This window comes from Mycobacterium sp. MFM001 (genome assembly GCF_003402475.1).
GTDB lineage: Bacteria > Actinomycetota > Actinomycetes > Mycobacteriales > Mycobacteriaceae > Mycobacterium.
On sequence record NZ_BFAB01000012.1, the window covers coordinates 100,502 to 125,610 of the forward strand.

27 protein-coding genes and 1 tRNA gene are annotated in these 25,109 nt (G+C 68.6%); 11 read left to right on the forward strand and 17 right to left on the reverse strand.

All coding sequences use genetic code 11. From position 1 onward, the window contains the following. The first annotated feature begins 96 nt into the window (after nucleotides 1-96). On the forward strand, nucleotides 97-588 hold the full coding sequence (locus MFM001_RS19385; RefSeq protein ID WP_083131181.1) for an inorganic diphosphatase: 492 nt from the start codon (nucleotides 97-99) through the stop codon (nucleotides 586-588). A 3-nt stretch (nucleotides 589-591) separates the two neighbouring features. On the opposite strand, the gene MFM001_RS19390 is transcribed toward MFM001_RS19385, so the two are convergent. The 5 genes from MFM001_RS19390 to MFM001_RS19410 are packed head-to-tail and all read right to left on the reverse strand — an operon-like array spanning nucleotide 592 to nucleotide 3,571. Then, a complete protein-coding gene (locus MFM001_RS19390) occupies nucleotides 592-882 on the reverse strand; it encodes a WXG100 family type VII secretion target (protein ID WP_083130471.1) in 291 nt (96 codons plus the stop codon). Between the two features lie 15 nt (nucleotides 883-897). Then, a complete protein-coding gene (gene esxG / locus MFM001_RS19395) occupies nucleotides 898-1,191 on the reverse strand; it encodes a type VII secretion system protein EsxG (protein WP_116372470.1) in 294 nt (97 codons plus the stop codon). A 36-nt stretch (nucleotides 1,192-1,227) separates the two neighbouring features. Continuing rightward, on the reverse strand, nucleotides 1,228-2,817 hold the full coding sequence (locus MFM001_RS19400; RefSeq protein ID WP_192886996.1) for a PPE family protein: 1,590 nt from the start codon (nucleotides 2,815-2,817) through the stop codon (nucleotides 1,228-1,230). Nucleotides 2,818-2,819: 2 nt separating this feature from the next. Then, nucleotides 2,820-3,128, reverse strand: coding sequence for a PE family protein (locus MFM001_RS19405; RefSeq protein WP_085168681.1), 309 nt, complete (start codon nucleotides 3,126-3,128; stop codon nucleotides 2,820-2,822). Beyond that, the gene (locus tag MFM001_RS19410) at nucleotides 3,125-3,571 is read right to left on the reverse strand and encodes a hypothetical protein (RefSeq protein ID WP_116376942.1); all 447 of its coding nucleotides are present in this window, start codon (nucleotides 3,569-3,571) and stop codon (nucleotides 3,125-3,127) included. The genes MFM001_RS19405 and MFM001_RS19410 overlap by 4 nt, the downstream gene beginning before the upstream one ends. A 115-nt stretch (nucleotides 3,572-3,686) precedes the next feature. On the opposite strand from MFM001_RS19410, the gene MFM001_RS19415 reads away from it, so the two are divergent. The 3 genes from MFM001_RS19415 to MFM001_RS19425 are packed head-to-tail and all read left to right on the forward strand — an operon-like array spanning nucleotide 3,687 to nucleotide 5,594. Next, nucleotides 3,687-4,103, forward strand: a complete 417-nt coding sequence (locus MFM001_RS19415; RefSeq protein WP_116376892.1) for a hypothetical protein — start codon at nucleotides 3,687-3,689, stop codon at nucleotides 4,101-4,103. Then, nucleotides 4,100-4,876, forward strand: coding sequence for a hypothetical protein (locus tag MFM001_RS19420; RefSeq protein ID WP_116376893.1), 777 nt, complete (start codon nucleotides 4,100-4,102; stop codon nucleotides 4,874-4,876). The genes MFM001_RS19415 and MFM001_RS19420 overlap by 4 nt, the downstream gene beginning before the upstream one ends. 25 nt (nucleotides 4,877-4,901) lie before the next feature. Then, nucleotides 4,902-5,594, forward strand: a complete 693-nt coding sequence (locus MFM001_RS19425; protein ID WP_116376894.1) for a hypothetical protein — start codon at nucleotides 4,902-4,904, stop codon at nucleotides 5,592-5,594. On the opposite strand, the gene MFM001_RS19430 is transcribed toward MFM001_RS19425, so the two are convergent. Further along, nucleotides 5,591-6,748 carry an alpha-hydroxy-acid oxidizing protein gene (locus MFM001_RS19430; protein WP_116376895.1) on the reverse strand — a complete coding sequence of 386 codons (1,158 nt, stop codon included), beginning with the start codon at nucleotides 6,746-6,748 and terminating at the stop codon, nucleotides 5,591-5,593. The genes MFM001_RS19425 and MFM001_RS19430 overlap by 4 nt on opposite strands. A 106-nt stretch (nucleotides 6,749-6,854) precedes the next feature. After that, the gene (locus tag MFM001_RS19435; protein WP_116376896.1) at nucleotides 6,855-7,823 is read right to left on the reverse strand and encodes a TerC family protein; all 969 of its coding nucleotides are present in this window, start codon (nucleotides 7,821-7,823) and stop codon (nucleotides 6,855-6,857) included. A 25-nt stretch (nucleotides 7,824-7,848) separates the two neighbouring features. On the opposite strand from MFM001_RS19435, the gene MFM001_RS19440 reads away from it, so the two are divergent. From MFM001_RS19440 to MFM001_RS19450, 3 genes are read left to right on the forward strand one after another with little or no spacing between them, the layout of a single operon-like run. Next, nucleotides 7,849-9,171 (forward strand): hypothetical protein, encoded by a 1,323-nt coding sequence (locus MFM001_RS19440; RefSeq protein ID WP_192886997.1) that lies wholly within the window; start codon nucleotides 7,849-7,851, stop codon nucleotides 9,169-9,171. A 14-nt stretch (nucleotides 9,172-9,185) separates the two neighbouring features. Next, nucleotides 9,186-9,872, forward strand: a complete 687-nt coding sequence (locus tag MFM001_RS19445) for a glycosyltransferase family 2 protein (RefSeq protein ID WP_116376898.1) — start codon at nucleotides 9,186-9,188, stop codon at nucleotides 9,870-9,872. Beyond that, nucleotides 9,869-10,210 (forward strand): DUF2304 domain-containing protein, encoded by a 342-nt coding sequence (locus tag MFM001_RS19450; protein WP_116376899.1) that lies wholly within the window; start codon nucleotides 9,869-9,871, stop codon nucleotides 10,208-10,210. Before MFM001_RS19445 ends, MFM001_RS19450 begins: the two co-directional genes overlap by 4 nt. Here the strand turns inward: MFM001_RS19450 and MFM001_RS19455 are convergent. Beyond that, nucleotides 10,207-11,151, reverse strand: a complete 945-nt coding sequence (locus MFM001_RS19455) for an NAD-dependent epimerase/dehydratase family protein (RefSeq protein ID WP_116376900.1) — start codon at nucleotides 11,149-11,151, stop codon at nucleotides 10,207-10,209. The genes MFM001_RS19450 and MFM001_RS19455 overlap by 4 nt on opposite strands. Between MFM001_RS19455 and MFM001_RS19460 the strand changes: the two genes are divergently transcribed. Then, nucleotides 11,117-12,919, forward strand: coding sequence for a hypothetical protein (locus MFM001_RS19460; RefSeq protein ID WP_192886998.1), 1,803 nt, complete (start codon nucleotides 11,117-11,119; stop codon nucleotides 12,917-12,919). The genes MFM001_RS19455 and MFM001_RS19460 overlap by 35 nt on opposite strands. A 48-nt stretch (nucleotides 12,920-12,967) precedes the next feature. On the opposite strand, the gene MFM001_RS19465 is transcribed toward MFM001_RS19460, so the two are convergent. Both MFM001_RS19465 and MFM001_RS19470 read right to left on the reverse strand, forming a co-directional pair. After that, nucleotides 12,968-13,040 (reverse strand) — tRNA-Thr (locus MFM001_RS19465). A 23-nt stretch (nucleotides 13,041-13,063) separates the two neighbouring features. Next, the gene (locus MFM001_RS19470) at nucleotides 13,064-14,266 is read right to left on the reverse strand and encodes a DNA polymerase III subunit delta' (RefSeq protein WP_116376944.1); all 1,203 of its coding nucleotides are present in this window, start codon (nucleotides 14,264-14,266) and stop codon (nucleotides 13,064-13,066) included. Between the two features lie 14 nt (nucleotides 14,267-14,280). Between MFM001_RS19470 and MFM001_RS19475 the strand changes: the two genes are divergently transcribed. Further along, nucleotides 14,281-15,960, forward strand: a complete 1,680-nt coding sequence (locus MFM001_RS19475) for an adenylate/guanylate cyclase domain-containing protein (RefSeq protein ID WP_238159290.1) — start codon at nucleotides 14,281-14,283, stop codon at nucleotides 15,958-15,960. A gap of 35 nt (nucleotides 15,961-15,995) precedes the next feature. Here the strand turns inward: MFM001_RS19475 and topA are convergent, their stop codons facing one another. The 3 genes from topA to MFM001_RS19490 all read right to left on the reverse strand — a co-directional run bounded on the left by topA (nucleotide 15,996) and on the right by MFM001_RS19490 (nucleotide 19,779). Then, nucleotides 15,996-18,767, reverse strand: coding sequence for a type I DNA topoisomerase (gene topA / locus MFM001_RS19480; protein ID WP_116376901.1), 2,772 nt, complete (start codon nucleotides 18,765-18,767; stop codon nucleotides 15,996-15,998). A 130-nt stretch (nucleotides 18,768-18,897) separates the two neighbouring features. Beyond that, nucleotides 18,898-19,476 carry a hypothetical protein gene (locus MFM001_RS19485; protein ID WP_116376902.1) on the reverse strand — a complete coding sequence of 193 codons (579 nt, stop codon included), beginning with the start codon at nucleotides 19,474-19,476 and terminating at the stop codon, nucleotides 18,898-18,900. 99 nt (nucleotides 19,477-19,575) lie between these two features. Then, nucleotides 19,576-19,779: a cold-shock protein gene (locus MFM001_RS19490; RefSeq protein ID WP_003925183.1), complete on the reverse strand. Its 204-nt coding sequence runs from the start codon at nucleotides 19,777-19,779 to the stop codon at nucleotides 19,576-19,578. A 256-nt stretch (nucleotides 19,780-20,035) separates the two neighbouring features. Here MFM001_RS19490 and MFM001_RS19495 point away from each other — a divergent pair, with 256 nt between their 5' ends. After that, entirely contained in the window at nucleotides 20,036-22,360 is a 2,325-nt protein-coding gene (locus MFM001_RS19495) for a DEAD/DEAH box helicase (protein WP_116376903.1), read from the forward strand. Nucleotides 22,361-22,594: 234 nt separating this feature from the next. After that, on the forward strand, nucleotides 22,595-23,617 hold the full coding sequence (locus MFM001_RS19500) for a PAS domain-containing protein (RefSeq protein WP_116376904.1): 1,023 nt from the start codon (nucleotides 22,595-22,597) through the stop codon (nucleotides 23,615-23,617). On the opposite strand, the gene MFM001_RS24950 is transcribed toward MFM001_RS19500, so the two are convergent. From MFM001_RS24950 to MFM001_RS19515, 4 genes are read right to left on the reverse strand one after another with little or no spacing between them, the layout of a single operon-like run. After that, nucleotides 23,614-23,910: an Rv3654c family TadE-like protein gene (locus MFM001_RS24950; protein ID WP_238159292.1), complete on the reverse strand. Its 297-nt coding sequence runs from the start codon at nucleotides 23,908-23,910 to the stop codon at nucleotides 23,614-23,616. The two genes, MFM001_RS19500 and MFM001_RS24950, sit on opposite strands and share 4 nt — an antisense overlap. A 31-nt stretch (nucleotides 23,911-23,941) precedes the next feature. Next, nucleotides 23,942-24,223 carry a TadE family type IV pilus minor pilin gene (locus MFM001_RS24955; protein WP_238159294.1) on the reverse strand — a complete coding sequence of 94 codons (282 nt, stop codon included), beginning with the start codon at nucleotides 24,221-24,223 and terminating at the stop codon, nucleotides 23,942-23,944. A gap of 41 nt (nucleotides 24,224-24,264) precedes the next feature. Beyond that, nucleotides 24,265-24,471, reverse strand: a complete 207-nt coding sequence (locus tag MFM001_RS19510) for a DUF4244 domain-containing protein (RefSeq protein ID WP_116376906.1) — start codon at nucleotides 24,469-24,471, stop codon at nucleotides 24,265-24,267. 15 nt (nucleotides 24,472-24,486) lie between these two features. Then, nucleotides 24,487-25,065, reverse strand: a complete 579-nt coding sequence (locus MFM001_RS19515; protein ID WP_192886999.1) for a type II secretion system F family protein — start codon at nucleotides 25,063-25,065, stop codon at nucleotides 24,487-24,489. Nucleotides 25,066-25,109 lie beyond the last annotated feature (44 nt).

Below are 25,109 nucleotides of genomic sequence, written 5' to 3' on the forward strand. Positions count from 1 at the left end.
GACTGTCTGGTCCCATTCTGCCGAACCACGTGGCTCTACTAGGGTTGACCTCCGACGCCAGCGGATGAGCAGTGACTTTACGAAGGAGCCGAGACGGTGCAATTCGACGTGACCATCGAAATCCCGAAGGGCCAGCGGAACAAATACGAGGTCGACCACGAGACGGGTCGGGTTCGTCTGGACCGCTACCTCTACACGTCGATGGCCTACCCCACCGACTACGGCTTCATCGACGACACCCTGGGCGAAGACGGCGACCCGCTCGACGCCATGGTGCTGCTGCCCGAGCCGTTGTTCCCCGGTGTGCAGGTGGAGGCGCGGCCGGTCGGAATGTTCCAGATGACCGACGAAGCCGGCGGCGACGACAAGGTGCTATGTGTGCCGGCCGGCGACCACCGCTGGGATCACATCAAGGACATCGAGGACGTTCCGGCCTTCGAGCTGGACGTCATCAAGCACTTCTTCTCGCAGTACAAGGCCCTGGAGCCGGGCAAGTTCGTCAAGACGGCCAACTGGGTCGGCCGTGCGGAGGCCGAGGCCGAGGTGCAGCGCTCAATCGAGCGCTTCAAAGCCGCTGGCGGGCACTGAGATTCAGCCGCCCCATTTGGCGGCTTCGGCTTGGTCGCGGGCCAGCATCGACACCGTGTTGGTCTCGTGCGTGCCGGCCATCGCGTGATACGCGCGCACCAGATCGGCCATCGCCTGATTCCACTGCGCCTGCCACGCCTGATACGTCATCCCGGTATCGCCCTGCCACGCCGCCGACAACGCCGCCTGCTCGCTGGCGATATCGGCCCCCAACCCCTGCATCGTGGCCGCATAAGAAGCCATGTCCCCGGCATGGGCCAGCATCGCCGGGTAGTTGTACATAATCTGCGACATCTGCGTTAACCCCTCTCAGAACCCGGTGTACGTGCTGGCTGCCGCGGCATCAGAGGCCACATAGGTGCCCGCCGCATCACCCAAATTGGCCTGCGCAATATCCAGCAGCGCGTTCACCTTCGCCGCCACCTCCACAAACCGGGCATGGGCAGCCTGAAACGCCGCCGCAGACTCCCCGACATGAAACGCCTGCGCCGAGACCGCTTCCTGCTCGGCCTGACCGATCGTCGAACGCATCAACCCCGCCTTAGCCGCAAACGCCGACTGCGACGCCACCAACTGCGGAATATGGGCATCCAACATACTCATGACAACTGTCCTTTCTCTTGAGCGACTACTGACCGTCTAGTTGCGAGTGGCCTCCCCTCCGGGGTCTTCGCCCCAGCTGTCGGGCAGCATCGGCATCGTCGGGCCGCCGCCGTAGTCGTCGGCGGCCAGCGTGGTCAGGCCCGCCGCCTGCAGACCCGTCCTCGTCACCGTCCCGGCGAACCCCAGCGGGCCGGCGCCCTGCTCGGACGCGGTGACCGGTTCGCCGTCCAGATATTCGTGGCGGTATCCGCGGTCGATGACCGAGTGCAGCCGTCGTCGCGTCCGCTCTTGTGCCTCGGGCGCCGCCGCGCGGGCAGTCACCTCGGTGCTCTGCGCGGTGGGCTTCGTGGCTTTCGAGCGGGTAGACAGGCTCGCTTCGCTACTAAGACCGGCGAGGCCCACCATGTAACCGAAGCCCTCGGCGCCCGTCACCGGGACCGGCGGGATGGGCGGAGGCGCGGGCGGCGCAGCGGGCGCAGCCGCGCTGATCGGTGCCGCGACTGTCGGCGCGGCCGGTGCCACCGGGCTCGTCGGGACCATCGGAGCCATCGTCGGGGCAATCGCCACCGCCGGCGGCTGGATACCCAACACCGCGGGCTGCGGCGCGGGGGCCGCAACGGCGGCCGGCTGCGCCAGCCCCGCGAGACCCGACAGGCCGGCCAAACCGGCCAAACCCGCCAAGCTGCCGGCCAACGTGGGCATCATCAGGCTCACGCCGACGGTGATCAGCAACGGCAGTTCCTGGATCAAGAACCGCAACGTGCGCAGCGTCCAGTTGACGATCCGATAGGTCTGCCAGGCGATGAAGTACTCGATCAGCGCCGGCGCCTGCGACGGGTTCAGCAAGCCCTGCATGTTTTGTTGCAGCCAGGCCAAAGCCTGCGCATTGCCGTTGAAGAAGTTGCCCAGGTTCTGCAAATACTGGTCCGGAGACCAGTTGGGTTGGCCCTGGCCCGGGATCTGCTCGCCGTCGGGCCCGAACAACATCTCCCAGATCTCCTCGGGGGTGGGCAATTGAAACGACCCGGTGCCGCCGCCGCCACCGCCGCCGCCAGCGCCACTGCCTGCTCCGGCGCCTGAGCCGGCGCCGCTGCCTGACCCCGCCCCACTACCGGCACCGGCTCCGCTGCTGTTCTGGGCCGCCTTGGTGGTCGCCTGATAGGTGCTCATCGTGGTGGCCGCCTGAGTCCACATCCGTGCGTAGTCGGCCTCGTTGAGCGCGATCGGAATCGTGTTGATGCCAAAGAAATTCGTCGCGACCAACACGGCGTGGATGGCGTGGTTGGCGGCCAGCTCCGGCAACGTCGGCATCGCGGCCAGCGCGGCGGTGTAGGCGCCGGCCACGGTCGTATGTTGAGCGGCCGCCTCGGCGCTGAGCGTGCTTGCCAACGACAGCCACGCCAGGTACGGCAGGTGTGCCGCCGCGTACTGCTCGGCGGTGGGACCCTCCCACACCGCCTGCGCGCCGGCCAGCACCGAGGTCAATTCCGTTGCGGCAGCCTCATATTCGGCACTCAGCGCCGACCACGTTCCCGCGGCCGCCAGCATCGGGCCCGGCCCCGGACCGGCGCTCAACAACGTCGAATGCACCTCCGGCGGAAAGGCCATCCACACCGGCGCGGTCATCGTCAGCCGCCCGCCCCCAGATATGTCGATGCCGCCGCCGCATCGCCGACGGCATAGTTGGTCCCGGCCAGGCCCACACCCGTCCCGGCACGGCCCAACACCTCGACGCCTTTGGCCGCCGCCGCCGAGTGCTGGGTGCCGCGGGCACTGAACACCGCCGCAGCTTCCAGCGACACCGGATCGGCCGCCGGCGGCACCACCGCCGAGACCACAGGCGCCGCGCCCGCGTGCGCCGCCGCCAACTGCGCGGTGATCGCCTCGACCGCCGCACTGGTTGCGGCCAGACCTTCCGGAACCACACGCAATGTCATGACACCCACTCCCTTCGACGACCCATACCGAATGCGACAGCCCAGCCGAGCAGCCCGGCTGTCAAACCGAAAACCAGATGGAATGCCGCCCGCTCGGCCGAGATGAACGAACCTGCCAGCGCGACAAGGTGAATCGGTGCGGCGGCGAGCGCCAGCAACCACGGCCGCCGGCGCGCCCAAGCCGCTACGGCGTACAGCAACACCGCCGCGGCCAGATACCGCGCAGCGCCCCACGGGCCCGCCGCCAGGTGAAGCGCGAGCGTCGTCGCCGTCGCCGCTGCGCCGACCGCTATTACCGTCTCGCGCCTCACCAACGCAACGGCGACCAGCATGGCCAGCCACACCAGGCCGCGGTGCCCGGGCAACCCGAGCGGGGTACGGACATCCGCGTACGCAACGATCGCCGCGACCGCAAGCACCGGCAGGGCGACTTCACGCAGCATGTCCGTCGTCAGCACACGATCGGACGAACCGGCACCTGCCCATACCCGCACGTGCGGCAGCTTACCCGCTTTGCGTTCCTTGAATGCGCTATCGCGCAACCCATAGGGTGCATCCATGCGGATATGGGCCGCGCGGCTGATCACGGTTGTTCTCGTCGTCAGCCTGATTGCGTGTGGGAGGTCTGCGCCCGAGGAATCTCTGGTGGTGCAACAGCGCAGCCAGCTGCTCGCCCGGTTCACTTTGCCGCAGTTGCAAGACCTTCCGCAGGTCGAGATCCGGACGCCGCAATCGCGCGGTGCCCAAGTCCAGAAGGGACCTACCGTGCGGTCGGTCCTCGACGCGGCGCACGCCACCGGCGTCGCCACCGTGCGGGTGATAGGGCGCGATCCGGCCCAGACCCTGACGCTCGCCGAGCTCACCGATCAGGTCATCTTGGACGTCACCAAACGCCACACACTCAAGCTCGCCGGCACCAACCTCGACCTGAGTCGCTGGGTGCGCGATGTCACCGGTCTGGTGGTCAACCCATGAGCGCTGCACTGGCCGGGGTGGATCTGCTGATCGGCATCGACGACACCGACGACCTGTGGAGCCCTGGTACCGGGCGGCGGGCCCGGGCGCTGCTTCGCGAACTGGCGGCGGCCGGACTGGGTGATCCCGGCGGGGCGACGCGCCACCAGCTGCTCGTCGACGACCGAATCCCCTACACCTCGCACAATTCCAGCGCATGCCTGGCGTGGCGCAGCGTCGACGGGAACCCGGATGCCGTCGCGCCGCGCGTCATCGAACTCGCCGGAAAATTCCTGGAACAGGTGTGTCCCCCCGGCGCCGACCCGGGGCTGGCGGTGGCCATCCCCGGGAGCCTCGACATGGCACCGCTGGTCGAGTTCGGTTTCCGCGCCAAGCGAGAAGTGTTGCGCCCCAACGAAGCTCGTGAACTGGCGGCGACACTCGGCGTGCACCTGTCCGGGCACGGCGGCACCGAGGGCGGGGTGCTCGGCGCGCTGGCCGCCGTCGGGCTGCACCTGTCCGGCAACGACGGGCTGTTCATCACGCTCCCCGGCCTGGAAGAACTGCCCTACGAGGCCAGGCTCGACGAGCTGCTGGCCCGCGCGCCCATCGACCTGGCACGCGACGACGACGGCCGTCGGCCGCTGCCGGGCGAGTGCATCGAACTGGGCGACTGGGTACGGCCGGTACTCGTCGACGGCTTAGCGGTGTTGCTGCTCGAGCCGCCCCGCGAGCGGCCCGACGGCAGCCGCAGCTGGCGGACCGCGCCGCGCGCCGTCGTCAAGCAGCACTGACGGGCGACGGTGGCATGCTGGCACTGTGAGCCCGGTGCTGCATTTCGCCGCGAATTTCTGGTGGCTGGTGTTCCCGCTGGGCGGCGCGATCGGCGGCGGGCTGCGGGCGATCGCGGCAGCCAACGAGCGGCGGGCCGAACGGCGGCTCGAGCGGTACCGGTTGAAGCAGCAGGCCAAGATCGCAAAGGCCGAGGCATCCGGGCGGGCCCGAAACAATCAGGAGAGCTACCGGCGAGAGCTGACCAAGCTGCTCGCCGAACATGACCGGACCGACGCACGCTGGTTCGACTACGAAATCGACATCGCCAAGCTGCTCGACTTTCCGATGATGACCGATATGCGCAATCCGCTGACGATCGCGTTCCACAAGGCCAAGCGGCGCGCGGACTTGCTGCGCCCGGAGCGGCCCGAGGACATGGTCGACGACCGCGACGCGCAACTGGACTACCGCGACGCGGTGCACGAGTACGTCACCGCGTTCGAGGTCGCCGAGGTCGAGGCGATTCGCCGGCGTCGTAGCGACTTCTCCGCCGACGACCAAGAGCGTTTGGCCCGCGCGCAGAACCTGTTGCAGTTGGCGCAAGATGACGCGGCCAGCCCGCAGGAGCGGCAGACCGCTTACGCGCGGGCGAGCAAGGAGCTCGACGGGCTGATCGTGCTGCCGGCCCCGGCACGGGCCAGCATCGAACGGCGCATCGCCGGCCAGATCGAGGCTTAGTCGAGTCTTTCGACGGCGAGCTGACTCAGGTCGGTGTAGCAGTCGACGGCCATCGTCAGGTCGGCCTCGGCCAGAATCTGCGACACCACCGTCCGAAGCCCGTCGCGCCCGCCGACCGCAAGGCCGTAGGCGTAGGGCCGGCCGATGCCGACCAGTGCGGCGCCGAGCCCGCAGGCGCGCAGCACGTCGACGCCGTCGCGGATACCCGAATCGAACGTCACCGGCAGGTCGCCGACCGCCTCGATGACCGGTTCGAGATGGCAAATCGCCGGGACACCACCATTGGCTTGGCGCCCACCGTGATTCGAGCAGGCGATCACGTCGACGCCAAGCTGTTTGGCGTGCGCGGCATCGTCGGGCAGGCAGATTCCCTTGACGATCAACGGCAATTCGGTGATCTGCCGCAACCAGCTCAGGTCATCCCAGGTGAACGCCGGGTTGGCGAACACGTCCATCCACACCGCGCCGGCGTGCACCGGGTCGAGGTCCTTTTCGCTTGTCACCCCGGCTAATTCGCGAAAACGCGGATCCGAGGTGTAGTTGGCGATGCAGTCGCCGCGCAGCATCGGCATGAACCCGTGCGACAGGTCGCGCGGACGCCAGCCCACGGTGCCGTAGTCGACAGTGACCGCGATGGCGTCGAACCCCGCCTTTTCGGCGCGCTTCACGAAGCTCTCGGTGAGCTTTTCGTCCGCGGTCGGATACAGCTGAAATACCCCGAACGACTCGCCGCGCGCCTCGGCCACTTCTTCGATGGTCGCCGACGACAGCGTGGAGTACATGCCGACCAGGTCGAGCTCGGCGCACACCCGGGCTTCCTCCAAGTCGCCCTCCGGGCGGATGTTGCCGAGCACCCCGACCGGACACAGAAACACCGGCGACGGCAACGTGCGGCCGAGGAAGGTCACCGACATGTCGCGATCGCTGCGGTCCCGCAGCATGCGCGGTGTCAGGCCATAGCGGCGCAACTCGGTGACGTTGATGTCCTGGGTCTCCTCGTCGCCCGCGCCGCCCTTGACGTAGCCGTAGATCAGCGGGTTCATGTCCTCGTGGGCGCGGTGTTCCCATTCGGCAAAGGTGAACGGGAACGGAGAGGTTTTGTTGAGAACCCCGGCTTTGTAGAACTGGTATTGGTAGTCGCCGAAGTTACCCATGGCTCCTCCCTTACTCATGTGACAGCAGAAAAGGCTGATTACCCCGTCCGGCCGGTGGCTACACGCGGACCTTTCCTGAACCGAAATCCGTTGGGAGGAAATCGGTTTAATCGGTTTGGAGAACCCTGGTCCGGTACAGGCTGGCGGCCGCGGTGACGCCGAGCGTCACCACGATGACGGCCAGGCTGAGCAAAGTCGGAATTTCCGGCACATTGACGTGCTCGCCGCCGTTGATGAACGGAACATCGTTTTCCCGCAGCGCATGAAACATCAGCTTCACGCCGATGAACACCAGGATGACGGCAAGACCCCGGCCGAGATACACCAACCGCTCCAGCAGACCACCGAGCAGGAAATACAACTGCCGCAGACCCATCAACGCGAACACGTTGGCCGCCAACACCAAATACGGCTCGCGGGTCAGGCCGTAGATCGCGGGAATGGAGTCCAGGGCGAACATCAGATCCGTCGCACCCAGCGCCACGATGACCAGAAACATCGGGGTCATCGCACGCCCGGACCCCTCCTTCACGTAGAGCTTCAGGCCGTCCCAGCGGTCGGTGGTGTTCAGGCGGCTGCGAGCAAACCGGACGACGGCGTTGTCGGCGTCGCCGCCGGATCCCCCGTCGCGAGCCAGCTTGATGCCCGCATAGACCAGGAATGCGCCGAAGACGTAGAACACCCACCCGAATTGCTGGATCGCAATTGCGCCGAGCGCAATGAAAACAGCGCGGAACAACAACGCAATCACAATCCCGACAAACAGGGCTTGCTGCTGATAGCGCTTGGGCACGTTGAAGCTCGCCATGATGACGATGAAGATGAACAGGTTGTCCACGGACAGGCTGTACTCGGTGAGCCAGCCGGCGAAGAATTCCAGTCCGAATTTCGGGCCGTGGAAACACCACACCCAGATTCCGAAGAGCACGGCGAACCCGATGTAGGCGGACAACGCGATCGCGCATTCGCGCATCGTCGGTTCATGCGGCCGGCGGGCGATCACCACGACGTCGAACAGCAGGACCGCCATGGTCACGCCCAATGCGACGGACCATTCCAGCACGGAGACGTGCAACGGGAGACCCCCTCTCCCGTCCAGCATGTCAGGTCGGTGCAGGCCTCGCCCGTTAGTATTTTCGAACTGTGGAAGTGCCGTCGCTGTGACCGAGGTCGGCGGTACGGCGGCCTCCGCCGGGCCGATCGGGCGCAGCAGCGTCGCCCGGGTCGGCGCGGCGACGGCCCTGACCGCCCTGTGCGGCTACGCCGTGGTCTACCTGGCGGCCCGCGACCTGGCCCCGGCCGGCTTCTCTGTCTTCGCGGTGTTCTGGGGAGCGTTCGGGCTGGTCACCGGGGCCGCCAATGGATTGCTGCAGGAAACCACCCGCGAGGTCCGCTCGGTGCGCTACACCGACGTCGCGGCCGGACGTACCCATCCGCTGCGCGTAGCGGGGATGCTGGGGGCGGCCGCGGCGGTGGTGATCGCCGGCAGCTCGCCACTGTGGAGCGGGCAGGTGTTCGCCGAGGCCCCCTGGCTTTCGGTCGGGCTGCTCAGCGTCGGGCTGGCCGGGTTCTGCCTACACGCCACCCTGCTGGGCATGCTGGCCGGCGTCGACCGCTGGACCCAATACGGCGCGCTGATGGTCACCGACGCGGTGATCCGGGTGGCGGTCGCGACGGCCACGTTCCTGATCGGCTGGGGTCTGGTCGGGTTCTTGTGGGCGACCGTCGCGGGCGCGGTGGCCTGGCTGATCATGCTGGTGGTGTCGCCGACGACGCGGGCGGCGGCTCGGTTGATGACCCCCGGCGGCGTGACGACGTTTCTGCGCGGCGCGGCGCATTCGATCACCGCGGCGGGGGCAAGCGCGATTCTGGTGATGGGTTTTCCGGTGCTGCTCAAGGCGACGTCCGCTGAGCTGGGCGCCGCGGGCGGGGTGGTGATCCTGGCCGTCACCCTGACCCGGGCGCCACTGCTGGTGCCCCTGACCGCGATGCAGGGCAACCTGATCGCCCACTTCGTCGACGAGCGCACCGAGCGGCTGCGGGCACTGGTCGCGCCGGCGCTGCTGGTCGCCGGGATCGGCGGAGTCGGCGTGCTGGCGGCGGGGCTGATCGGCCCGTGGATCCTGCGTGCCGCGTTCGGCCCCGACTACGACGCCGGCAGCGCGCTGCTGGCATGGCTGACCGCGGCCGCGGTGGCGATCGCGATGCTGACGCTGACCGGCGCGGCCGCCGTTGCGGCGGCGTTGCACCGCGCCTATGCCGTGGGCTGGGTGGGTGCGACGGTCGCGTCGACGTTGCTGCTGCTGCTGCCGCTGCCGCTGGAGACCCGCACCGTCGTCGCGCTGATGTGCGGTCCGCTGGTCGGCATCGGCGTGCACCTGGCCGCGCTGGCACGACCCGCCGGGTGGTTCATCTCTAGGTAGTATGCGGCATCGAAATGGGTTATCCCGACGTCTGGGTCGTCGTTCCAGCCTTCAACGAAGCCAGTGTCATCGGCGAGGTGATCGCCGACGTCCGCTCGGTCTTCGACAACGTCGTCTGCGTCGACGACGGCAGCCGCGACGGCACCGGCGACGTCGCGCTGGCGGCCGGGGCCCATTTGGTGCGCCACCCGGTGAACCTCGGCCAGGGCGCGGCCATCCAGACCGGTGTCGAGTACGCCCGTCGGCAGCCCGGGGCGCAGGTTTTCGTCACGTTCGACGGCGACGGTCAGCACCGGGTGAAGGACGTCGTGACCATGGTCGACCGGCTGGCCGCCGGCGACGTCGACATCGTGATCGGCACCCGCTTCGGCCGCGGCGTCAGCCGACCGCCGCTGGCCAAGCGCCTGGTGCTGCGCACCGCGGCGTGGCTCAGCCCACGCGGGCGGCGGCTGGGATTGACCGACACCAACAACGGCCTTCGGGTGTTCAACAAGACCGTCGCGGACGGACTGGACATCACGATGAGCGGGATGAGCCACGCCACCGAGTTCATCATGCTGATCGCCGAAAACCGTTGGCGGGTAACCGAAGAGCCGGTCGAAGTGCTCTACACAGACTACTCGAAGTCCAAGGGCCAGCCGCTGCTGAACGGCGTCAACATCATCTTCGACGGGTTCTTGCGAGGAAGGATGCCGCGATGAACTGGATCCAGGTACTGCTGATCGTGTCGATCGTCGCGCTGCTGGTGTACCTGTTGCGTTCGCGGCGCAGCGCGCAGTCGAAGGCGTGGGTCAAGGTCGGCTATGTGGTGTTCGTGCTCGCGGCGGTCTACGCGGTGCTGCGGCCGAATGACACCACGGTGGTGGCACATTGGCTCGGGGTGGCGCGCGGCACCGACCTGATGCTCTACGCGCTGATCATCGCGTTCAGCTTCACCACGCTGAGCACGTATTTGCGGTTCAAGGACCTGGAGTTGCGTTACGCGCGACTGGCCAGGGCCATCGCGCTGGAGGGAGCACGGGCACCCGAACAGCGCTAGTCGGTGGGTGTGTGCCGAAAGTATTCGACGGTGCGGCGCAGGCCTTCCTCCAGCTGTACCTGCGGACGCCAATCCAAAACCTTTGCGGCCAAACCGATGTCGAGGCAGGAACGCTTGAGGTCGCCCAGCCGCGGCGGGGCGTATTCCGGATCGTCGGGCGCGCCGACAGCAGCTGCCACCGCCGAATGTAGTTGCCGGTCCGAGGTTTCCACGCCGGTGCCGATGTTGAACCGCTGCCCGCCACCTTTCTCGCCCGCGGCTCTGACGAAGGCGTCCACCACGTCGTCGACGTAGACATAGTCGCGGGTGTTGGTCCCGTCGCCGAACACCCGGGTGGGCTTGCCGGACAACAGCGCCTGGGCGAAGATGGCCACCACGCCGGCTTCGCCGTGCGGATCCTGGCGCGGGCCATAGACATTCGCCGGCGCGATGTGTGAGCATTCCAGCCCGTAGAGATGGCGGAACGCGTTGAGGTAAATCTCCCCCGCCACCTTGCCTGCGGCATACGGCGACGCCGGATCGGTGGGCACCGTCTCCGGAGTGGGGTAGACCGGCGGCGTCCCGTAGATGGATCCGCCCGACGACGTGTGCACCACCTTGCGCACACCGGTGCACCGTGCCGCCTCGGCGAGCCTGATGGTGCCGACGACGTTCACCGAGGCGTCGAATTGCGGGTCGGCCACCGAGTGCCGCACGTCGATCTGGGCGGCCAGATGGAACACCACTTCTGGCCGGTGTTCGGCGAGGATGGCCTGCATATCCGCGGTCACGATGTCGGCCTCGACGAAGACAAACTCGGGGTTGTCGGCCAGGTGCTCGAGGTTGGTGGCCCGTCCCGACGCGAAGTTGTCCAGGCCCACCACCGAGCCGCCGTCGGCGATCAAACGGTCGACTAGCGTCGACCCGATGAATCCGGCTGCCCCGGTGACCAGTGCGCGCACCGGCCCACCATACAGAGGGGTCGCCGCGGTCGCCGTAGCCCTGGTCGCCGTGCAGCTGGTAATCCGCGGGGTGCTGGCGTTTCGGGGCTACTTCTATTGGGACGACCTGATTCTGATCGGTCGCGCGGGCACGCATAACCTGCTGTCGCCGTCGTATCTGTTCGACGACCACGACGGCCACGTGATGCCGGCCGCCTACCTGGTCGCGGGCGCCATCACCAGGCTCGCGCCGCTGAACTGGACCGGTCCCGCGATCAGCCTGGTGGTGCTGCAGCTGCTGGCCTCGCTGGCCTTGTTGCGGGCGCTGCACGTCATCCTGGGCTGGCGGCCGGTGTTGCTGATCCCGTTGACCTTCGCGCTGTTCACGCCGCTGGGTATCACCGGTTTCGCGTGGTGGGCCGCGGCGCTGAACTCGCTGCCGATGCTGGCCGCGCTGGCCTGGGTTTGCGGCGATGCTGTGCTGCTGGTGCGCACCGGCAACCGGCGCTACGCGGTGACCGGCGTGCTGGTCTACCTCGGCGGCCTGCTCTTCTTCGAGAAGGCGGCAGTGATCCCGTTCGTCGCCTTCGCCGTCGTCGCACTGCTATGCCACGTCCAGGGCGAGCCCGCGTTGCGGACCGCATGGCGCGGTGGTGTCCGGTTGTGGACGGCGTCGCTGGCGCTGACCGCCGCGTGGATCGCGGTGTATCTCGTCGTGGTCGATCAGCAGCGCTGGAGCACCGACCTGGCGATGACGTGGGATCTGTTGCGCCGCTCGGTGACCCACGGGATCGTGCCGGGTCTGGTCGGCGGGCCTTGGGCGTGGGACCGTTGGGCGCCCGCGTCGCCGTGGGCGGTGCCGCCGGTTGCGGTGCGGGTGCTCGGCTGGCTGGTGCTGGCTCTCGCACTGGCGGTCACGCTGCTGCGCAAGCAGCGGATTGGGTTGGTGTGGCTGACCGCGGCCGGCTATGCGGTCGCGTGCCAAGTGCCGATCTATCTGATGCGCTCGTCGCGGTTCACCGCGCTCGAGCTGGCCCAGACGTTGCGGTACTTCCCTGACCTGGTGGTTGTTTTGGCGCTGCTGGCCGCGGTGGGCTTCTGCGCGCCGAACCGCCCGTCGTCGCACTGGCTGGATGCGTCCCTTGTCCGCAGCGTGGTGACGACGGGCGTGGCGGCGCTGTTCGTGGCCAGCTGCTGGTATTCCACAGCGACGTTTCTGACGTCGTGGCGCGACAACCCGGCCAAGCCCTATCTGCAGAACGCGCAGCGAAGTCTGGGGCACGCGGCGTCGACCGCGCCGCTGCTGGACCAGGACGTCGACCCGCTGGTGTTGGGCCGGGTGGCCTGGCCGGAAAACCTGGCCAGTCACATGTTCGCGCTTGTGCGGGATCGGCCCGAATTCGCTGCTGTCACAACGCAATTGCGGATGCTGGACAGTTCCGGCCGGCTGGTCGACGCGCGCGTGGCGTGGACCCGCGCAATCGTGCCCGGTCCCGCGCCGCAGTGCGGATACTTCGTGCAGCCCGACATGCCGGCGTCGCTTGCTCTCGACGGGCCGCTGCTGCCTGCGGACTGGACGGCCGAGATCAACTACCTGGCCAACAGCGACGGCTCGATGACGATGTCGCTGTCCGACGGCTCCCCCGTCAAGGTCCCGGTGCATCCCGGGCTCAACCGGGTCTACGTCCGGTTGTCCGGGGCGGGCAATGCGATCTCGGCGCGGGCGGACACCGCCGCGCTGTCGGTGTGCATCGCCTCGGGGCCGGTGGGATATGTGGTGCCGGTCTAGGCGCGAGGGTGCGCAGAATGCCAACGCTCGCGGCCCAAGAAAAGTGAGAGCCACCTAACGGAATCGAACCGTTGACCTGCTCATTACGAGTGAGCCGCTCTGCCGACTGAGCTAAGGTGGCATGCCCTGCGGGGCGGCACGAGTCTACAGGCCGGCCCGCAGCTCCTGGCCGATGGTGGCGACCATCGCGTCGACGGCGAACTTCGGCTTGACGTTGATCGCCAGCGCTTCGCGGCACTCCAGCACAGCCTCGATGCAGCGCAACAACCGCGCGGGCGTCGCGTGCGCGGCCATCGCGGCCACCCGGTCGGCCATGTCGGGATGGTTGGCCGCCACGCTGCGCGCCCCGGACGACACCAGCAGCGCGTCCCGGAAGTAGGTCGCCAGGTCGATCAACGCGCGGTCCAGGGCGTCCCGCGACGCCCGGGTCTGCCGCGACTTCTGCCGTCGCTCAAGGTCTCTGATCGCGCCGGTGGCGCCGCGCAGCGCACTCGCGGTGCCCTTGCCGGTGCCGCCCGCGCCCAGCGCCGTCCGCAGCTCTTCGGTTTCGGCCTCGTCGCGATCGGCGGTCAGCACCGCGGCCTCGGCCTCGGCGGCCGCCACCAACTCCTCGGCGGCCGCGTATGCCCGCGACGGTGTGGCCGCGTCGCGCGCCAGCCCCAGCGCTCGCTGCCGTCGCTCACGGGCCTCCGGGTCGGTGGCCAGCCGTCGCGCCCGGCCCACATGTCCACCGCTGACCGATGCCGCCCAATTCGCCGTCTCGGCGTCCAGTCCGTCGGCCTCGACCAGCACCTGCGCTATTGCCGCCGCCGACGGGGTCACCAGCGCGATGTGCCGGCAGCGCGACCGCAGGGTGATCGCGATGTCCTCGGGGTCCACCGACGGCGCGCAGAGCAGGAACACGGTCGACGGCGGCGGTTCCTCGACGACCTTCAGCAACGCGTTCGCCGCGCCCTCGGTCAGCCGGTCGGCATCCTCGATCAGGACAATCTGCCAGCGTCCGGTGCTCGGCCGCCGCGATGCGATCTGCACGATGGCCCGCATGTCGTCGACGCCGATCGACAGCCCCTCGGGAATCACCCGCCGCACGTCGGCGTGAGTACCTGCCATCGTCGTCGTGCAGGCCCGGCATTCGCCGCAGCCGGGCACCCCCGGCGAGGTGCACTGCAGCGCCGCCGCGAAGCACAACGCCGCGACCGAGCGGCCCGACCCCGGCGGGCCGGTGATCAGCCAGGCATGCGACATGGCCGCGCTGTGAGCCGAATCACCGCGCGCGGCCTGCGCCGCGGCCACCAGCTCGGCTTCGACCGGCTGCTGGCCGACCAGCCGCGCAAAAACCCCGGACATCACAGGCAACACTAGTGCCGGCTGCCGACACGCTTTTTGGCTACTTCTTCGTCCCCGCCGACCGATACGGTGGGTCCGTGAGCACGGCAGCGGAACTCCCTGGGCGGATCAGTGGATTCGTCCAGTGGGTGCTGCGTACCCCGTGGCCGGTGTTCTTGCTGAGCGTCATCCAGGCCGACATCATCGGCGCGCTGTTCGTGTTCGGCTTCCTGCGGTACGGATTGCCGCCCGAAGACCGCATCGAGCTGCAGGACCTGCCGGGCGTCAACCTGGCGATCTTCGGGTTGGCGCTGGTGGTCCTCTTCGGCATCGGATCGTCGATAAGCGTGCGGCTGCTTTTGCCGGTGTTCCGCTGGCAGCGCCGCGACGGCATGTTCGCCGACACCGAGCCAGCCACCACCGAGCTGGCCCGCAGCCGCGCGCTGCGGATGCCGTTCTATCGCGTGCTGATCAGCATGGGCTACTGGTCGGTCGGCGGCACCATCTTCATCGTCGCCAGCTGGCGCGAGACCAGCCACCTGGCACCGGTAGTGGCCGTGTCCGTCGCGCTGGGCGCGGCCGCCACCGCGATCATCGGCTACCTGCAATCCGAACGGGTACTGCGACCGGTCGCCGTCGCCGCGCTGCGCGGCGGGCAGCCGGAAAACATCGCAGCGCCCGGTGTGATCCTGCGGCAGCTGCTGACCTGGGGGCTGTCCACCGGCGTGCCGCTGCTGGCCATCGTGCTGGCCGTGGTGGCCGACAAGGCGTCCCTACTGCATGCACCGCCGGAAAGCTTGTTCAACCCAATCCTGTTGATGGCGCTGGTCGCATTGGTGATCGGGTTCGCCAGCACCCTGCTGGTGGCCATGTCGATCGCCGACCCGCTGCGCCAGCTTCGCTGGGCGCTCGGCGAGGTGCAGCACGGAAACTACAACGCGCACATGCAGATCTACGACGCCAGCGAGCTGGGCCTGCTGCAGGCCGGCTTCAACGACATGGTGCGCGACCTGGCCGAGCGGCAGCGGCTGCGCGACCTGTTCGGTCGCTACGTGGGCGAAGACGTGGCACGGCGTGCCCTGGAGCGCGGCACCGAACTGGGCGGCCAGGAGCGCGACGTCGCGGTGCTGTTCGTCGACATGGTGGGCTCGACCCAGCTGGCGTCCACCCGGCCGCCCGCCGAGGTCGTCAGCCTGCTCAACGAGTTCTTCCGGGTGGTGGTCGACACCGTCGGCCGGCACGGCGGATTCGTCAACAAATTCCAGGGTGACGCCGCGCTGGCGATCTTCGGCGCGCCGATCGAGCACCCGGACGCGTCCGGCGGCGCGCTGGCGGCGGCCCGCGAACTGCACGACGCGCTACTGCCGGTGCTCGGTTCGTTGGAGTTCGGCATCGGGGTGTCTGCCGGGCGAGCCATCGCCGGACACATCGGCGCGCAGGCCCGCTTCGAGTACACCGTGATCGGTGACCCGGTCAACGAGGCCGCCCGGCTGACCGAGCTGGCCAAGCTCGAAGAGGGCCACGTGCTGGCGTCGGCGATCGCGGTCAGCGGCGCGCTGGACGCCGAAGCGCTGTGCTGGGATGTCGGCGAAGTGGTCTCACTACGCGGTCGCACCGCACCCACCCAGCTGGCCCGGCCGTTGAATCTGGCTGCGCAGGAAGAGGTTTCCGACCAAGCTGGCGCGAAACAGAAGCTAGGGTCGTCGAACCCCTGAAATCACAGCCCTGACTTCTGTTTGGCGGCTAAGCGCTAAGCGCGTTTTTTGGCCGGCGCCTTGCGGGTGCTCTTCCTCGCCTTTTTGACCGGCCCGCGGGCGCGACGGTCAGCCAGCAGTTCGGCGGCGCGTTCATCGGTGATCGACAACACGTCGTCACCCTTGCGCAGGCTGGCGTTGGTTTCCCCGTCGGTGACGTACGGCCCGAATCGGCCGTCCTTGATCACCATTGGCTTGCCCGACGCCGGATCGGTGCCGAGCTCGCGCAGCGGCGGCGCCGAAGCAGCTTGCCGGCCACGGCGTTTCGGCTCGGCATAGATTTTCAGCGCTTCGTCGAGGGTGATGTCGAAGATCTGGTCCTCGGTCGACAGCGAACGAGAATCCTTGCCGCGCTTGAGGTATGGACCATACCGCCCGTTCTGCGCGGTGATCTCCTCGCCGGTGTCGGGGTCGACCCCGACCACCCGCGGCAGCGACAACAGCTTCAGCGCATCGTCGAGCGTCACGGTCTGCAGGTCCATGCTGCGCAATAGCGAACCGGTCCGCGGCTTGGGGCCGGTGGGTTTCTTGCCCTTCTTGGTTCCGGCAGCGGCGTCGCCGTCGTCGGGCGGCTCGGGCAGGACCTCGGTGACATACGGCCCGTAACGGCCGTCCTTGGCGACGATTTCGTGACCGGTCTCCGGATCGACACCCAGCGACCGGCCCTCCTGCGGCGTGGCGAAAAGCTGTTCGGCCACCTCGAGCGTGAGCTCGTCGGGAGTCAGCGAGTCGTTGAGGTTGGCCCGCTGCGGTTTCGGCTCGCCGTCGTCGCCGGTAACCATGCGTTCCAGGTAGGGACCGTTCTTGCCCACCCGGACGTAGATGGGCCGGCCTTCGGCGTCGTCGAACACCTTGATGGAGTTGACTTCTCGGGCGTCGATGCCTTCGAGGTTGACCCCGACCAGCTTCTTCAGGCCGCCCGAGCGGGCCACCGAGTCTGGGACGCCGTGGTCGCCGCCGAAGTAGAAGTGGTTGAGCCAGGTTGTCCGCTGCTCGTTGCCGGACGCGATCGCGTCGAGCTCGTCTTCCATCGCGGCGGTGAAACCGTAGTCGACCAGCCGGCCGAAATGCCGCTCCAGCAAGCCGATTACGGCGAACGCCACCCAGGACGGCACCAGCGCGCTGCCCTTCTTGTAGACGTAGCCGCGGTCCTGGATGGTCTTGATGATCGACGAGTACGTCGAGGGCCGGCCGATGCCCAGCTCCTCGAGCGCCTTGACCAGCGAGGCCTCGGTGTAGCGGGGCGGGGGGTTGGTGGAGTGCCCGTCGGGAGTCAGCTCGGTGGCGTCGACGCGCTGACCCTCGCGCAGATGCGGCAGCCGTCGCTCGGCGTCGTCGGCCTCGCCGCCGGCCAGCTCGTCGACGGTCTCCACGTAGGCCTTGAGGAACCCCGGGAAGGTCAGCGTGCGCCCGCTGGCGGAGAACACCACCTGCGCCGCGCCGGAGGCGCCAGCGATCCGCAGGCTCAGGGTCGTGCCGCGGGCATCGGCCATCTGCGAGGCGACGGTGCGCTGCCAGATCAGCTCGTAGAGCCGAAAGTCGTCGCCGTCGAGCTCGCGGCGCACCGCGTCGGGAGTGGCGAACGTCTCACCGGCGGGCCGGATCGCCTCGTGCGCTTCCTGCGCGTTTTTCACCTTGCGGGTGTACTGGCGCGGCGACGGCGAGACGTACTCCTCGCCGTAGAGCTGGCGGGCCTGGGTGCGGGCGGCGTTGATCGCCGACTCCGACAGCGTCGTCGAATCGGTCCGCATGTAGGTGATGTAGCCGTTCTCGTAGAGCCGCTGGGCGATGCTCATCGTGCGCTCAGAGGAGAATCGCAGCTTGCGACCGGCCTCCTGCTGCAGCGTCGATGTCATGAACGGCGGATACGGGCGGCGGGTGTACGGCTTTTCCTCCACCGACGCCACGCTCAACTGTGCGCCGCGCAGCCCGGTGGCCAGCTCGGTCGCCCGTGCCTCGTCGAGCACCACGACCTCGTCGGGCTTGCGCACGGCGCCCAGCGAGTCGAAATCCCGGCCGGTGGCCACTCGAAGGCCGTCGACGCTGGTCAGTCGGGCGGTGAAGGTCGGCGGGGAGGCGTTCGGGTCGGAGACGCTGGCGTCCAGTTCGGCGACGACGTCCCAGTAGGTGGCGCTGCGGAACGCCATCCGGTCGCGTTCGCGCTGCACGATGATGCGCGTGGCCACCGACTGCACCCGGCCCGCCGAGAGCTTGGGCGCCACCTTCTTCCACAGCACCGGGCTGACTTCGTAGCCGTACAGGCGGTCGAGGATGCGGCGGGTCTCCTGCGCGTCGACCAAGTCGATGTCCAGGTCACGGGGGTTCTCGGCGGCGGCGCGGATCGCCGGCTCGGTGATCTCGTGGAACACCATCCGCTTGACCGGGATGTTGGGCTTGAGGGTTTCCAGCAGGTGCCAGGCGATGGCCTCGCCTTCGCGGTCGCCGTCTGTGGCCAGGTAGAGCTCGTCGACGTCCTTGAGCAGGCCTTTGAGCTCGCTGACCGTGCTCTTCTTGTCCGGGCTGATGATGTAGAGCGGTTCGAAGTCGGCGTCGACGTTGACCCCGAGCCGGGCCCACGGCTCGGATTTGTATTTGGCGGGCACGTCGGCGGCATTGCGGGGCAGGTCGCGGATGTGGCCTCGCGAGGACTCGACTACATAGTTAGAGCCCAGGTAGCCGGCTAATTTGCGCGCTTTGGTGGGCGACTCGACGATGACGAGTCGGCGCGCGCTTCCATTGCCGCGATTACCGCGGTCTTCACCAGCCAACTGCGCTTACGCTCACTTTCCATTTCCGGCTGCATCGGGCGCCGGTGCCCCCCTGTAGACAACTGACAATGTGACACCCGGGACGGGCCGACGCAAACCGACCCCCCGGTTATTACCCTCCCAATGACCGCTAAACGTGCGGCCAGTTCGCCTTCGCCTCGACGACGTCGGGCGGCTCTCCCACATTTTCTACCAGGCGCGACAGCCGGCGCCGGCCGCTGATCCGCAATGCCGGCCGGGCACCGCGGGTGCCGATCAGGGTGGGCGCGATCCCGACCCGCATCATCGCCGACGCCAGCGGCGAATGGGTGTCCGGCGCGTGCGGGTCCAGACCCAGCAGATACCGGTCGGCCTCCGGGGTTCCAGCGGCCAGCGTCCAGGCTCGCAGTTCGCGCGGCCCGGGCAGCCACAGCGGAGGCACGGTCTTGACCGCGCCCCGGGTCCAGTCGGCGGCGATGGCGCGCAGCCGGGCGTCCACCGCGGTCCGTACCAGCGGAGTGTCCTCGTCGGTGCGAGTGATCTCCGACACCAGGCCGGCGTACTCGATCATCTCGGCCAGCGCCTCGGCCCGCCACAGCTCGTCCACCACCACCGACAGTCTGGCCCCGCCGCCGACGACCACGATCTGCCCAGCGGCGGCCAGCACCCCGGTGAGGTCGGTGACCGCGGGCGGCACCGACTCAGCAGAGAAAAAGGAGAGCTGGCTCACGTCACCGACAGTAGGCCAGACGTCAAATAGAGCGGCATAACGAAAACCCCCGCATGATCCCGTTGTGCAGGACCGCGCGGGGGTTTCGCCAGAAGTTGCTCAGATGGAGCGGACGCCGGTGGCCTGGGGCCCCTTCGGGCTTTGGCCGACCTCGAACTCCACTCGCTGGTTCTCCTCAAGGGTGCGGAATCCCGATCCCTGGATTTCCGTGTAGTGGACAAACACGTCGGCCGAACCGTCCTCGGGGGCGATAAAACCAAACCCCTTCTCCGCGTTGAACCACTTCACAGTTCCCTGTGGCATTTCTCGATCTTTCCTTTACTACTGGGTGCGGTGCACCGCCTTTCGGTGCCCCGGGCCCGCTGTGACCGCCATACCTCGCGGAGTCGCCGGAACTTCACCCGAGCTAGAACTCGCAGGAACCGCGGCCGCAACGTTGATCCTGCGAAAGTTTGACACGAACACAGAAGCTGCGACCGTGCATTAGTCAATCATGTTCGTCGCGTCGACGACAGCCTCCGGTGATCAATTCAATGAACAATTGCATTAAGAGGCGGATATGGAGGGGTGTCAGGTGACGTTCGGCAGCGACTTGCTTGCCGTTGCAGTCGCCGGCGGCGGGCCGGGTGAGCAGCAGCCGCTGCGTCACGTCGCCGAACTGCCGCCACGCGAGGGCCGGACACGTCCGTGGCCTGCGTGGGCCGACGCTGAGGTGGTTCGTGCGTTCGCCGAACGCGGCATCGCTGCGCCGTGGTCGCATCAGTTCGACGCGGCCGAACTCGCGCACGCCGGCCGCCACGTGGTGATCAGCACCGGCACGGCATCGGGCAAATCGCTGGCTTACCAACTTCCGATTCTGGGCGCGCTGGCGACCGATCCGCGGGCACGGGCGCTCTACCTCTCGCCCACCAAAGCCCTGGGCCACGACCAGCTGCGCGCCGCCCATGCACTGACCGCGGCGACGCCACGACTGACCGACGTCGCGCCGACGGCTTACGACGGCGACAGTCCCACCGAGGTGCGCCGATTCGCGCGGGAACGCTCCCGCTGGCTGTTTTCCAACCCGGACATGATCCACCTGTCGATGCTGCGCAACCATGCCCGCTGGGCCGTGTTCCTGCGCAACCTCCGCTATCTCGTTGTCGACGAATGCCATTACTACCGTGGCGTTTTCGGCTCCAATGTGGCGATGGTGCTGCGTCGGCTGTTGCGGTTGTGCGCGCGCTATTCCGGGGCGCCGACGGTGATCTTCGCCAGTGCGACGACGGCGTCGCCCGGCGAGACGGCCGCCGAGCTGATCGGTCAGCCGGTAGCCGAGGTCACCGAGGACGGCTCGCCGCAGGGCGCGCGCACGGTGGCGTTGTGGGAGCCGCCGCTGCGCGACGACCTGACCGGGGAGAACGGCGCTCCGGTGCGGCGCTCCGCCGGGGCCGAGGCGGCGCGGGTGATGGCCGACCTGATCGCCGAGGGCGCAAGGACTTTGACGTTCGTGCGGTCGCGCCGCGGCGCGGAATTGACGGCGATGGCTGCCCGCGCACGGCTGGACGACATTGCTCCGGAGCTGAGCGAACAGGTGGCGTCGTATCGCGCGGGCTATCTGCCCGAGGACCGCAGCGCGCTGGAACACGCGCTGGCCGACGGGCGATTGCGCGGCCTGGCCACCACCAATGCGCTCGAGTTGGGCATGGACATCGCCGGTCTGGATGCGGTGGTGCTGGCCGGCTTTCCCGGCACGGTCACCTCGTTCTGGCAGCAGGCAGGCCGGTCGGGGCGACGCGGCCAGGGCGCGCTGATCGTGCTGATCGCCCGCGACGATCCACTCGACACCTACCTGGTCCACCACCCGGCGGCGTTGTTGGACAAGCCAATCGAACGGGTGGTGATCGACCCGGCCAACCCGTACCTACTGGGTCCGCAATTGCTGTGCGCTGCAACCGAATTACCACTTGACGAGGCCGAGGTCCGGGAGTTGGGCGCCGAGCAGGTGGCCGGCTCGCTGGTCGACGACGGGCTGCTACGACGCCGGTCCGGCAAGTACTACCCGGCTCCGGGCGTGGATCCGCATCCGGCCGTGGACATCCGGGGACCGACGGGTGGGCAGATCGTGATCGTCGAAGCCGAGACGGGACGGTTGCTGGGGACAGCGGGCGTCGGCCAGGCGCCGGCGTCGGTGCACCCCGGAGCGGTGTACCTGCACCAGGGTGAGAGCTACGTCGTCGACTCGCTGGACTTCGACGAGGGGATGGCGTTCGTCCATGCCGAGGATCCCGGGTATGCGACGTTCGCGCGGGAACTCACCGACATCGCGGTCACCGGACCCGGGGAACGCAAGGTGTTCGGGTCGGTGACGCTGGGGCTCGTCCCGGTCACCGTCACCAGCCGCGTCGTCGGCTATCTGCGCCGGCGCCTGTCCGGAGAGGTGATCGACTTCGTCGAGCTGGACATGCCGACCCAAACGCTGGCCACCACCGCGGCCATGTACACGATCACGCCGGAAGCTTTGGAGCGCAACGGGATCGACCCGCCGCAAATCCCGGGATCGCTGCACGCCGCCGAGCATGCCGCGATCGGGCTGCTGCCGCTGGTGGCCAGTTGCGATCGCGGCGACATCGGCGGGCTGTCCACCGCGGTGGGCCCGGAGCCCGACGGCCTGCCCAGTGTGTTCGTCTACGACGGCTATCCGGGCGGGGCCGGGTTCGCCGAACGCGGCTTCCGCCAGGCCGGCACGTGGCTGGGCGCCACCGCCGCGGCCATCGAGTCGTGCGAGTGCACGTTGGGATGCCCATCGTGCGTACAGTCGCCGAAATGCGGCAGCGGTAACCAACCGCTGGACAAGGCGGGCGCTGTGCGCGTGTTGCGCCTGGTGCTCGCGGAGCTCGCCTGACGACCGACCCCTCGACGGTCGACATGGACGGCGCGACAAACGGCCGGACAACGCGAGCCGTTCTCAATCCCGGTGGGGCGCAGCAGCAAAATACCCGGCGCGAGCCGTCGTGTGCAACTCGCCTGCCAACGTGTCGACATTGCATACGAATTGACAGAAGTCAAACCTTTCCGGGATTCGACCGGAGGGCAAACGAGCTAATACCTACAGTCGCGATCGGTAAAATACGGGGACATGGCCCACGACTGGCTGCTGGTGGAAACGCTGGGCAACGAACCGGCCGTGGTGGCGCTCGGGCGTCAGCTCAGGAATCTGGTACCCATCACCGCTTTCCTGCGACGCAATCCCCACCTCGCCGCGATCCGCACGGCGATCGCGGAGTCGGCGCGGACCGGCCAGAGCCTGGTCAGCATCACCCCCAAAAACGACCGGGTGATCCGCACCGAGCCGGTGTTGATGTCCGACGGCCGAATGCACGGCGTGCACGTCTGGAGCGGACCGGCCAAGGTCGAACCGCCCGAGCGGCCGATTCCGGGCCCGCTCAAGTGGGACCTGACCCTGGGCGTGGCCACCGACACCCCGGAGTCGCTGGCCAACAACGGCAAGAATCCCGATGTCGAGGACACCGACGGTCGCGCGTTCGCAGAAAATTGGCCGGCGCGCGACCTGAAGCCCAACGAAAGCAAGGTGCTGGCGTTGGCCGTCAAACCCGAGCCGGGTCAGACGCTCTGCGCCACCTGGGATGCCAGCGATTGGCAAGGCAATCCGATCCGGGTCAGCTTCGTTGCGCGTAATGCCGTGGAACCGGGTCCCGACGGCCGCGACCACCTGGTCGCGCGCGGGATGAACTGGCGCGCCGAGCCGACCGCGCCGACGGAGCCGACCGATCACCTGGCGCAGCGGATCCTGCACGGGTTGGCGCAGCCGGGAGTTCACCGGGCTCTGCTCGATCTCAACACCTGGACGCTGCTGAAATGGCTCGACGAACCGTGCCCGTTCTACGACTGGCGTCGCAGCGCGCGCAACGCCCCACGCGTGCATCCCGACGACGAGCCGCGGTTGGCGGCGATGTCCGCCGAGTTCGTCAACGGCGCCGCCACCGCGGTGCTACGCATGCCCGGCGACGGCGACACCTGGGTTCCGGTGCACGTGACCGTCAACCGGGTGGAGCTCGAAGAGCAGACGTTCGCCGGACTGGTGTCGGTGCGGCTACCGACCAACGCTGAACTTGCCGAAGCGAGGCTGCCGAACCCCTAGCCCGCCGGACCCGCCCGGGCGGCGGCCCTCGCGCTGCCCCAGCCGCGCAGCGGGACCGCGACCCTGACGCTGACCACGGCGTCGAGCCCTCGCACTGTGCAGTCGATGTCGTCGACCCGCATCGCGCGGGCGACCGCCGCTGCCCGACCGCATGCCGTGTCGGCCCCCGCGGGCAGCCGCGCAGCCGCGGCCAGCGCGGCCAGATCGGCGGCCGCCTGGGCGCGGTGGCGAGCCACCACGGCCGAACCCAGATACGCGCCGCCGACGGTGACGGCCAACAGCGCCGCGACCATCGCGGCGGCAGCCACGGTCGCCGACCCGCGGTCACTGCGGCTCTGCCGCCGAGACGGCGGTGCCGGCGATCGCCAGCGCCGGCAGCAGACGGGAGCGGGCAGTGACTGTCGCGACCATGAACTCGCCGTCGCGGCGCACCTGCACCACTGCCCCGCCGGGCGCGACGCCGCGCGCCGCCGCGATCGCCGAGCGTTCGTCACCACGCGCCGCGAGCCGGGCGGCCTCGCGGGCTGCGTCCACACATCGCACCTGCATCGACACCGCGGTGACGCCCGCCAGACACAGCACCAGCACCGCAACGAGCGCGGCGATGCCAAGCGCCGCCTCGACGGTGCTCGCGCCGGCGTCATCGCCTAGGCCTTGGTGTTGAGCGCGCGGCCGATGATGTTGGTCAACGCGCTGACGATCGAATCGCCGGTGACGACCGTGTACAGGATCGCGCCGAACGCCGCCGCGGCCACAGTGCCGATAGCGTATTCGACGGTAGACATGCCCGACTCGTCGAGCGCCAGCAGCGTCGCACGCACTTTCATCGCCTGAAACATGTTGGCTAGCTTCATCTTTCCCCTCTCTCATCACCACAGCCCCGACTGCAGCACCTGACCGGCCAGCCCGGCGACCACCGGCACGATGCCCAGACAGACGAACGCCGGCAGGAAGCACAGCCCGAGCGGGCCGGCGATCAGCACCCCGGCACGCTCGGCGGCCGCGGACGCGGCGTGGGTGGCGTCCTGGCGGCACTGGCCGGCCAACTCGGCGACGCCGTCGGCCAGCGCGGCGCCTGAGGATGCGGAGCGTCGCGCCAGCCGCAGCAACGCCTCGGTCTGCGGGTCGACGTCCGGCGGCGCCGCCCAGGCCGTCGCCGGGTCGGCACCCAGGGCCAGCAGGTCGGCCGCTCGACGCAATATCCCCGCCAACAGCGGTGGTGCAGATGGCGCGGTGGCGGCCGCGGCTGTCGACACCGCCATGCCCCCGGCCAGACAGGCCGCGAACACGTCGAGGCTCGACGCCGCCGCCAGCGGATCCTGGTCGCGCACGGGCCGCCTTCGGGGCCGCGCCGCATAGCGCATCGTCCCGGCACGCCTGCGTACGGTCGACGGCCCGGCGCCAGTGAGCAGCGCCGCGGCCAGCAGCACAGCCGCGGCCGTGCTCATGTGCGTCGCTCCTCGATGCCAGCTGCGCCAGCATCATCGTCGTC

Bases quoted from the DNA above. Each gene is read 5' to 3' on its own strand.
- MFM001_RS19445 (WP_116376898.1), top strand. From the start codon at position 9,186: ATGGGTTATCCCGACGTCTGGGTCGTCGTTCCAGCCTTCAACGAAGCC.
- MFM001_RS19410 (WP_116376942.1), bottom strand. From the start codon at position 3,571: ATGCTGCGTGAAGTCGCCCTGCCGGTGCTTGCGGTCGCGGCGATCGTT.
- MFM001_RS19515 (WP_192886999.1), bottom strand. From the start codon at position 25,065: ATGAGCACGGCCGCGGCTGTGCTGCTGGCCGCGGCGCTGCTCACTGGC.
- esxG (WP_116372470.1), bottom strand. From the start codon at position 1,191: ATGAGTATGTTGGATGCCCATATTCCGCAGTTGGTGGCGTCGCAGTCG.
- MFM001_RS19490 (WP_003925183.1), bottom strand. From the start codon at position 19,779: ATGCCACAGGGAACTGTGAAGTGGTTCAACGCGGAGAAGGGGTTTGGT.
- MFM001_RS19415 (WP_116376892.1), top strand. From the start codon at position 3,687: ATGCGGATATGGGCCGCGCGGCTGATCACGGTTGTTCTCGTCGTCAGC.
- MFM001_RS19420 (WP_116376893.1), top strand. From the start codon at position 4,100: ATGAGCGCTGCACTGGCCGGGGTGGATCTGCTGATCGGCATCGACGAC.
- MFM001_RS19390 (WP_083130471.1), bottom strand. From the start codon at position 882: ATGTCGCAGATTATGTACAACTACCCGGCGATGCTGGCCCATGCCGGG.
- MFM001_RS19405 (WP_085168681.1), bottom strand. From the start codon at position 3,128: ATGACATTGCGTGTGGTTCCGGAAGGTCTGGCCGCAACCAGTGCGGCG.
- MFM001_RS24950 (WP_238159292.1), bottom strand. From the start codon at position 23,910: ATGGTCGCGGCGCTGTTGGCCGTCACCGTCGGCGGCGCGTATCTGGGT.
- MFM001_RS19460 (WP_192886998.1), top strand. From the start codon at position 11,117: ATGAATCCGGCTGCCCCGGTGACCAGTGCGCGCACCGGCCCACCATAC.
- MFM001_RS19440 (WP_192886997.1), top strand. From the start codon at position 7,849: ATGTCAGGTCGGTGCAGGCCTCGCCCGTTAGTATTTTCGAACTGTGGA.
- MFM001_RS19400 (WP_192886996.1), bottom strand. From the start codon at position 2,817: ATGACCGCGCCGGTGTGGATGGCCTTTCCGCCGGAGGTGCATTCGACG.
- MFM001_RS19510 (WP_116376906.1), bottom strand. From the start codon at position 24,471: ATGAAGCTAGCCAACATGTTTCAGGCGATGAAAGTGCGTGCGACGCTG.
- MFM001_RS19495 (WP_116376903.1), top strand. From the start codon at position 20,036: ATGGAGGGGTGTCAGGTGACGTTCGGCAGCGACTTGCTTGCCGTTGCA.
- MFM001_RS19500 (WP_116376904.1), top strand. From the start codon at position 22,595: ATGGCCCACGACTGGCTGCTGGTGGAAACGCTGGGCAACGAACCGGCC.
- MFM001_RS19470 (WP_116376944.1), bottom strand. From the start codon at position 14,266: ATGTCCGGGGTTTTTGCGCGGCTGGTCGGCCAGCAGCCGGTCGAAGCC.
- MFM001_RS19430 (WP_116376895.1), bottom strand. From the start codon at position 6,748: ATGGGTAACTTCGGCGACTACCAATACCAGTTCTACAAAGCCGGGGTT.
- MFM001_RS19450 (WP_116376899.1), top strand. From the start codon at position 9,869: ATGAACTGGATCCAGGTACTGCTGATCGTGTCGATCGTCGCGCTGCTG.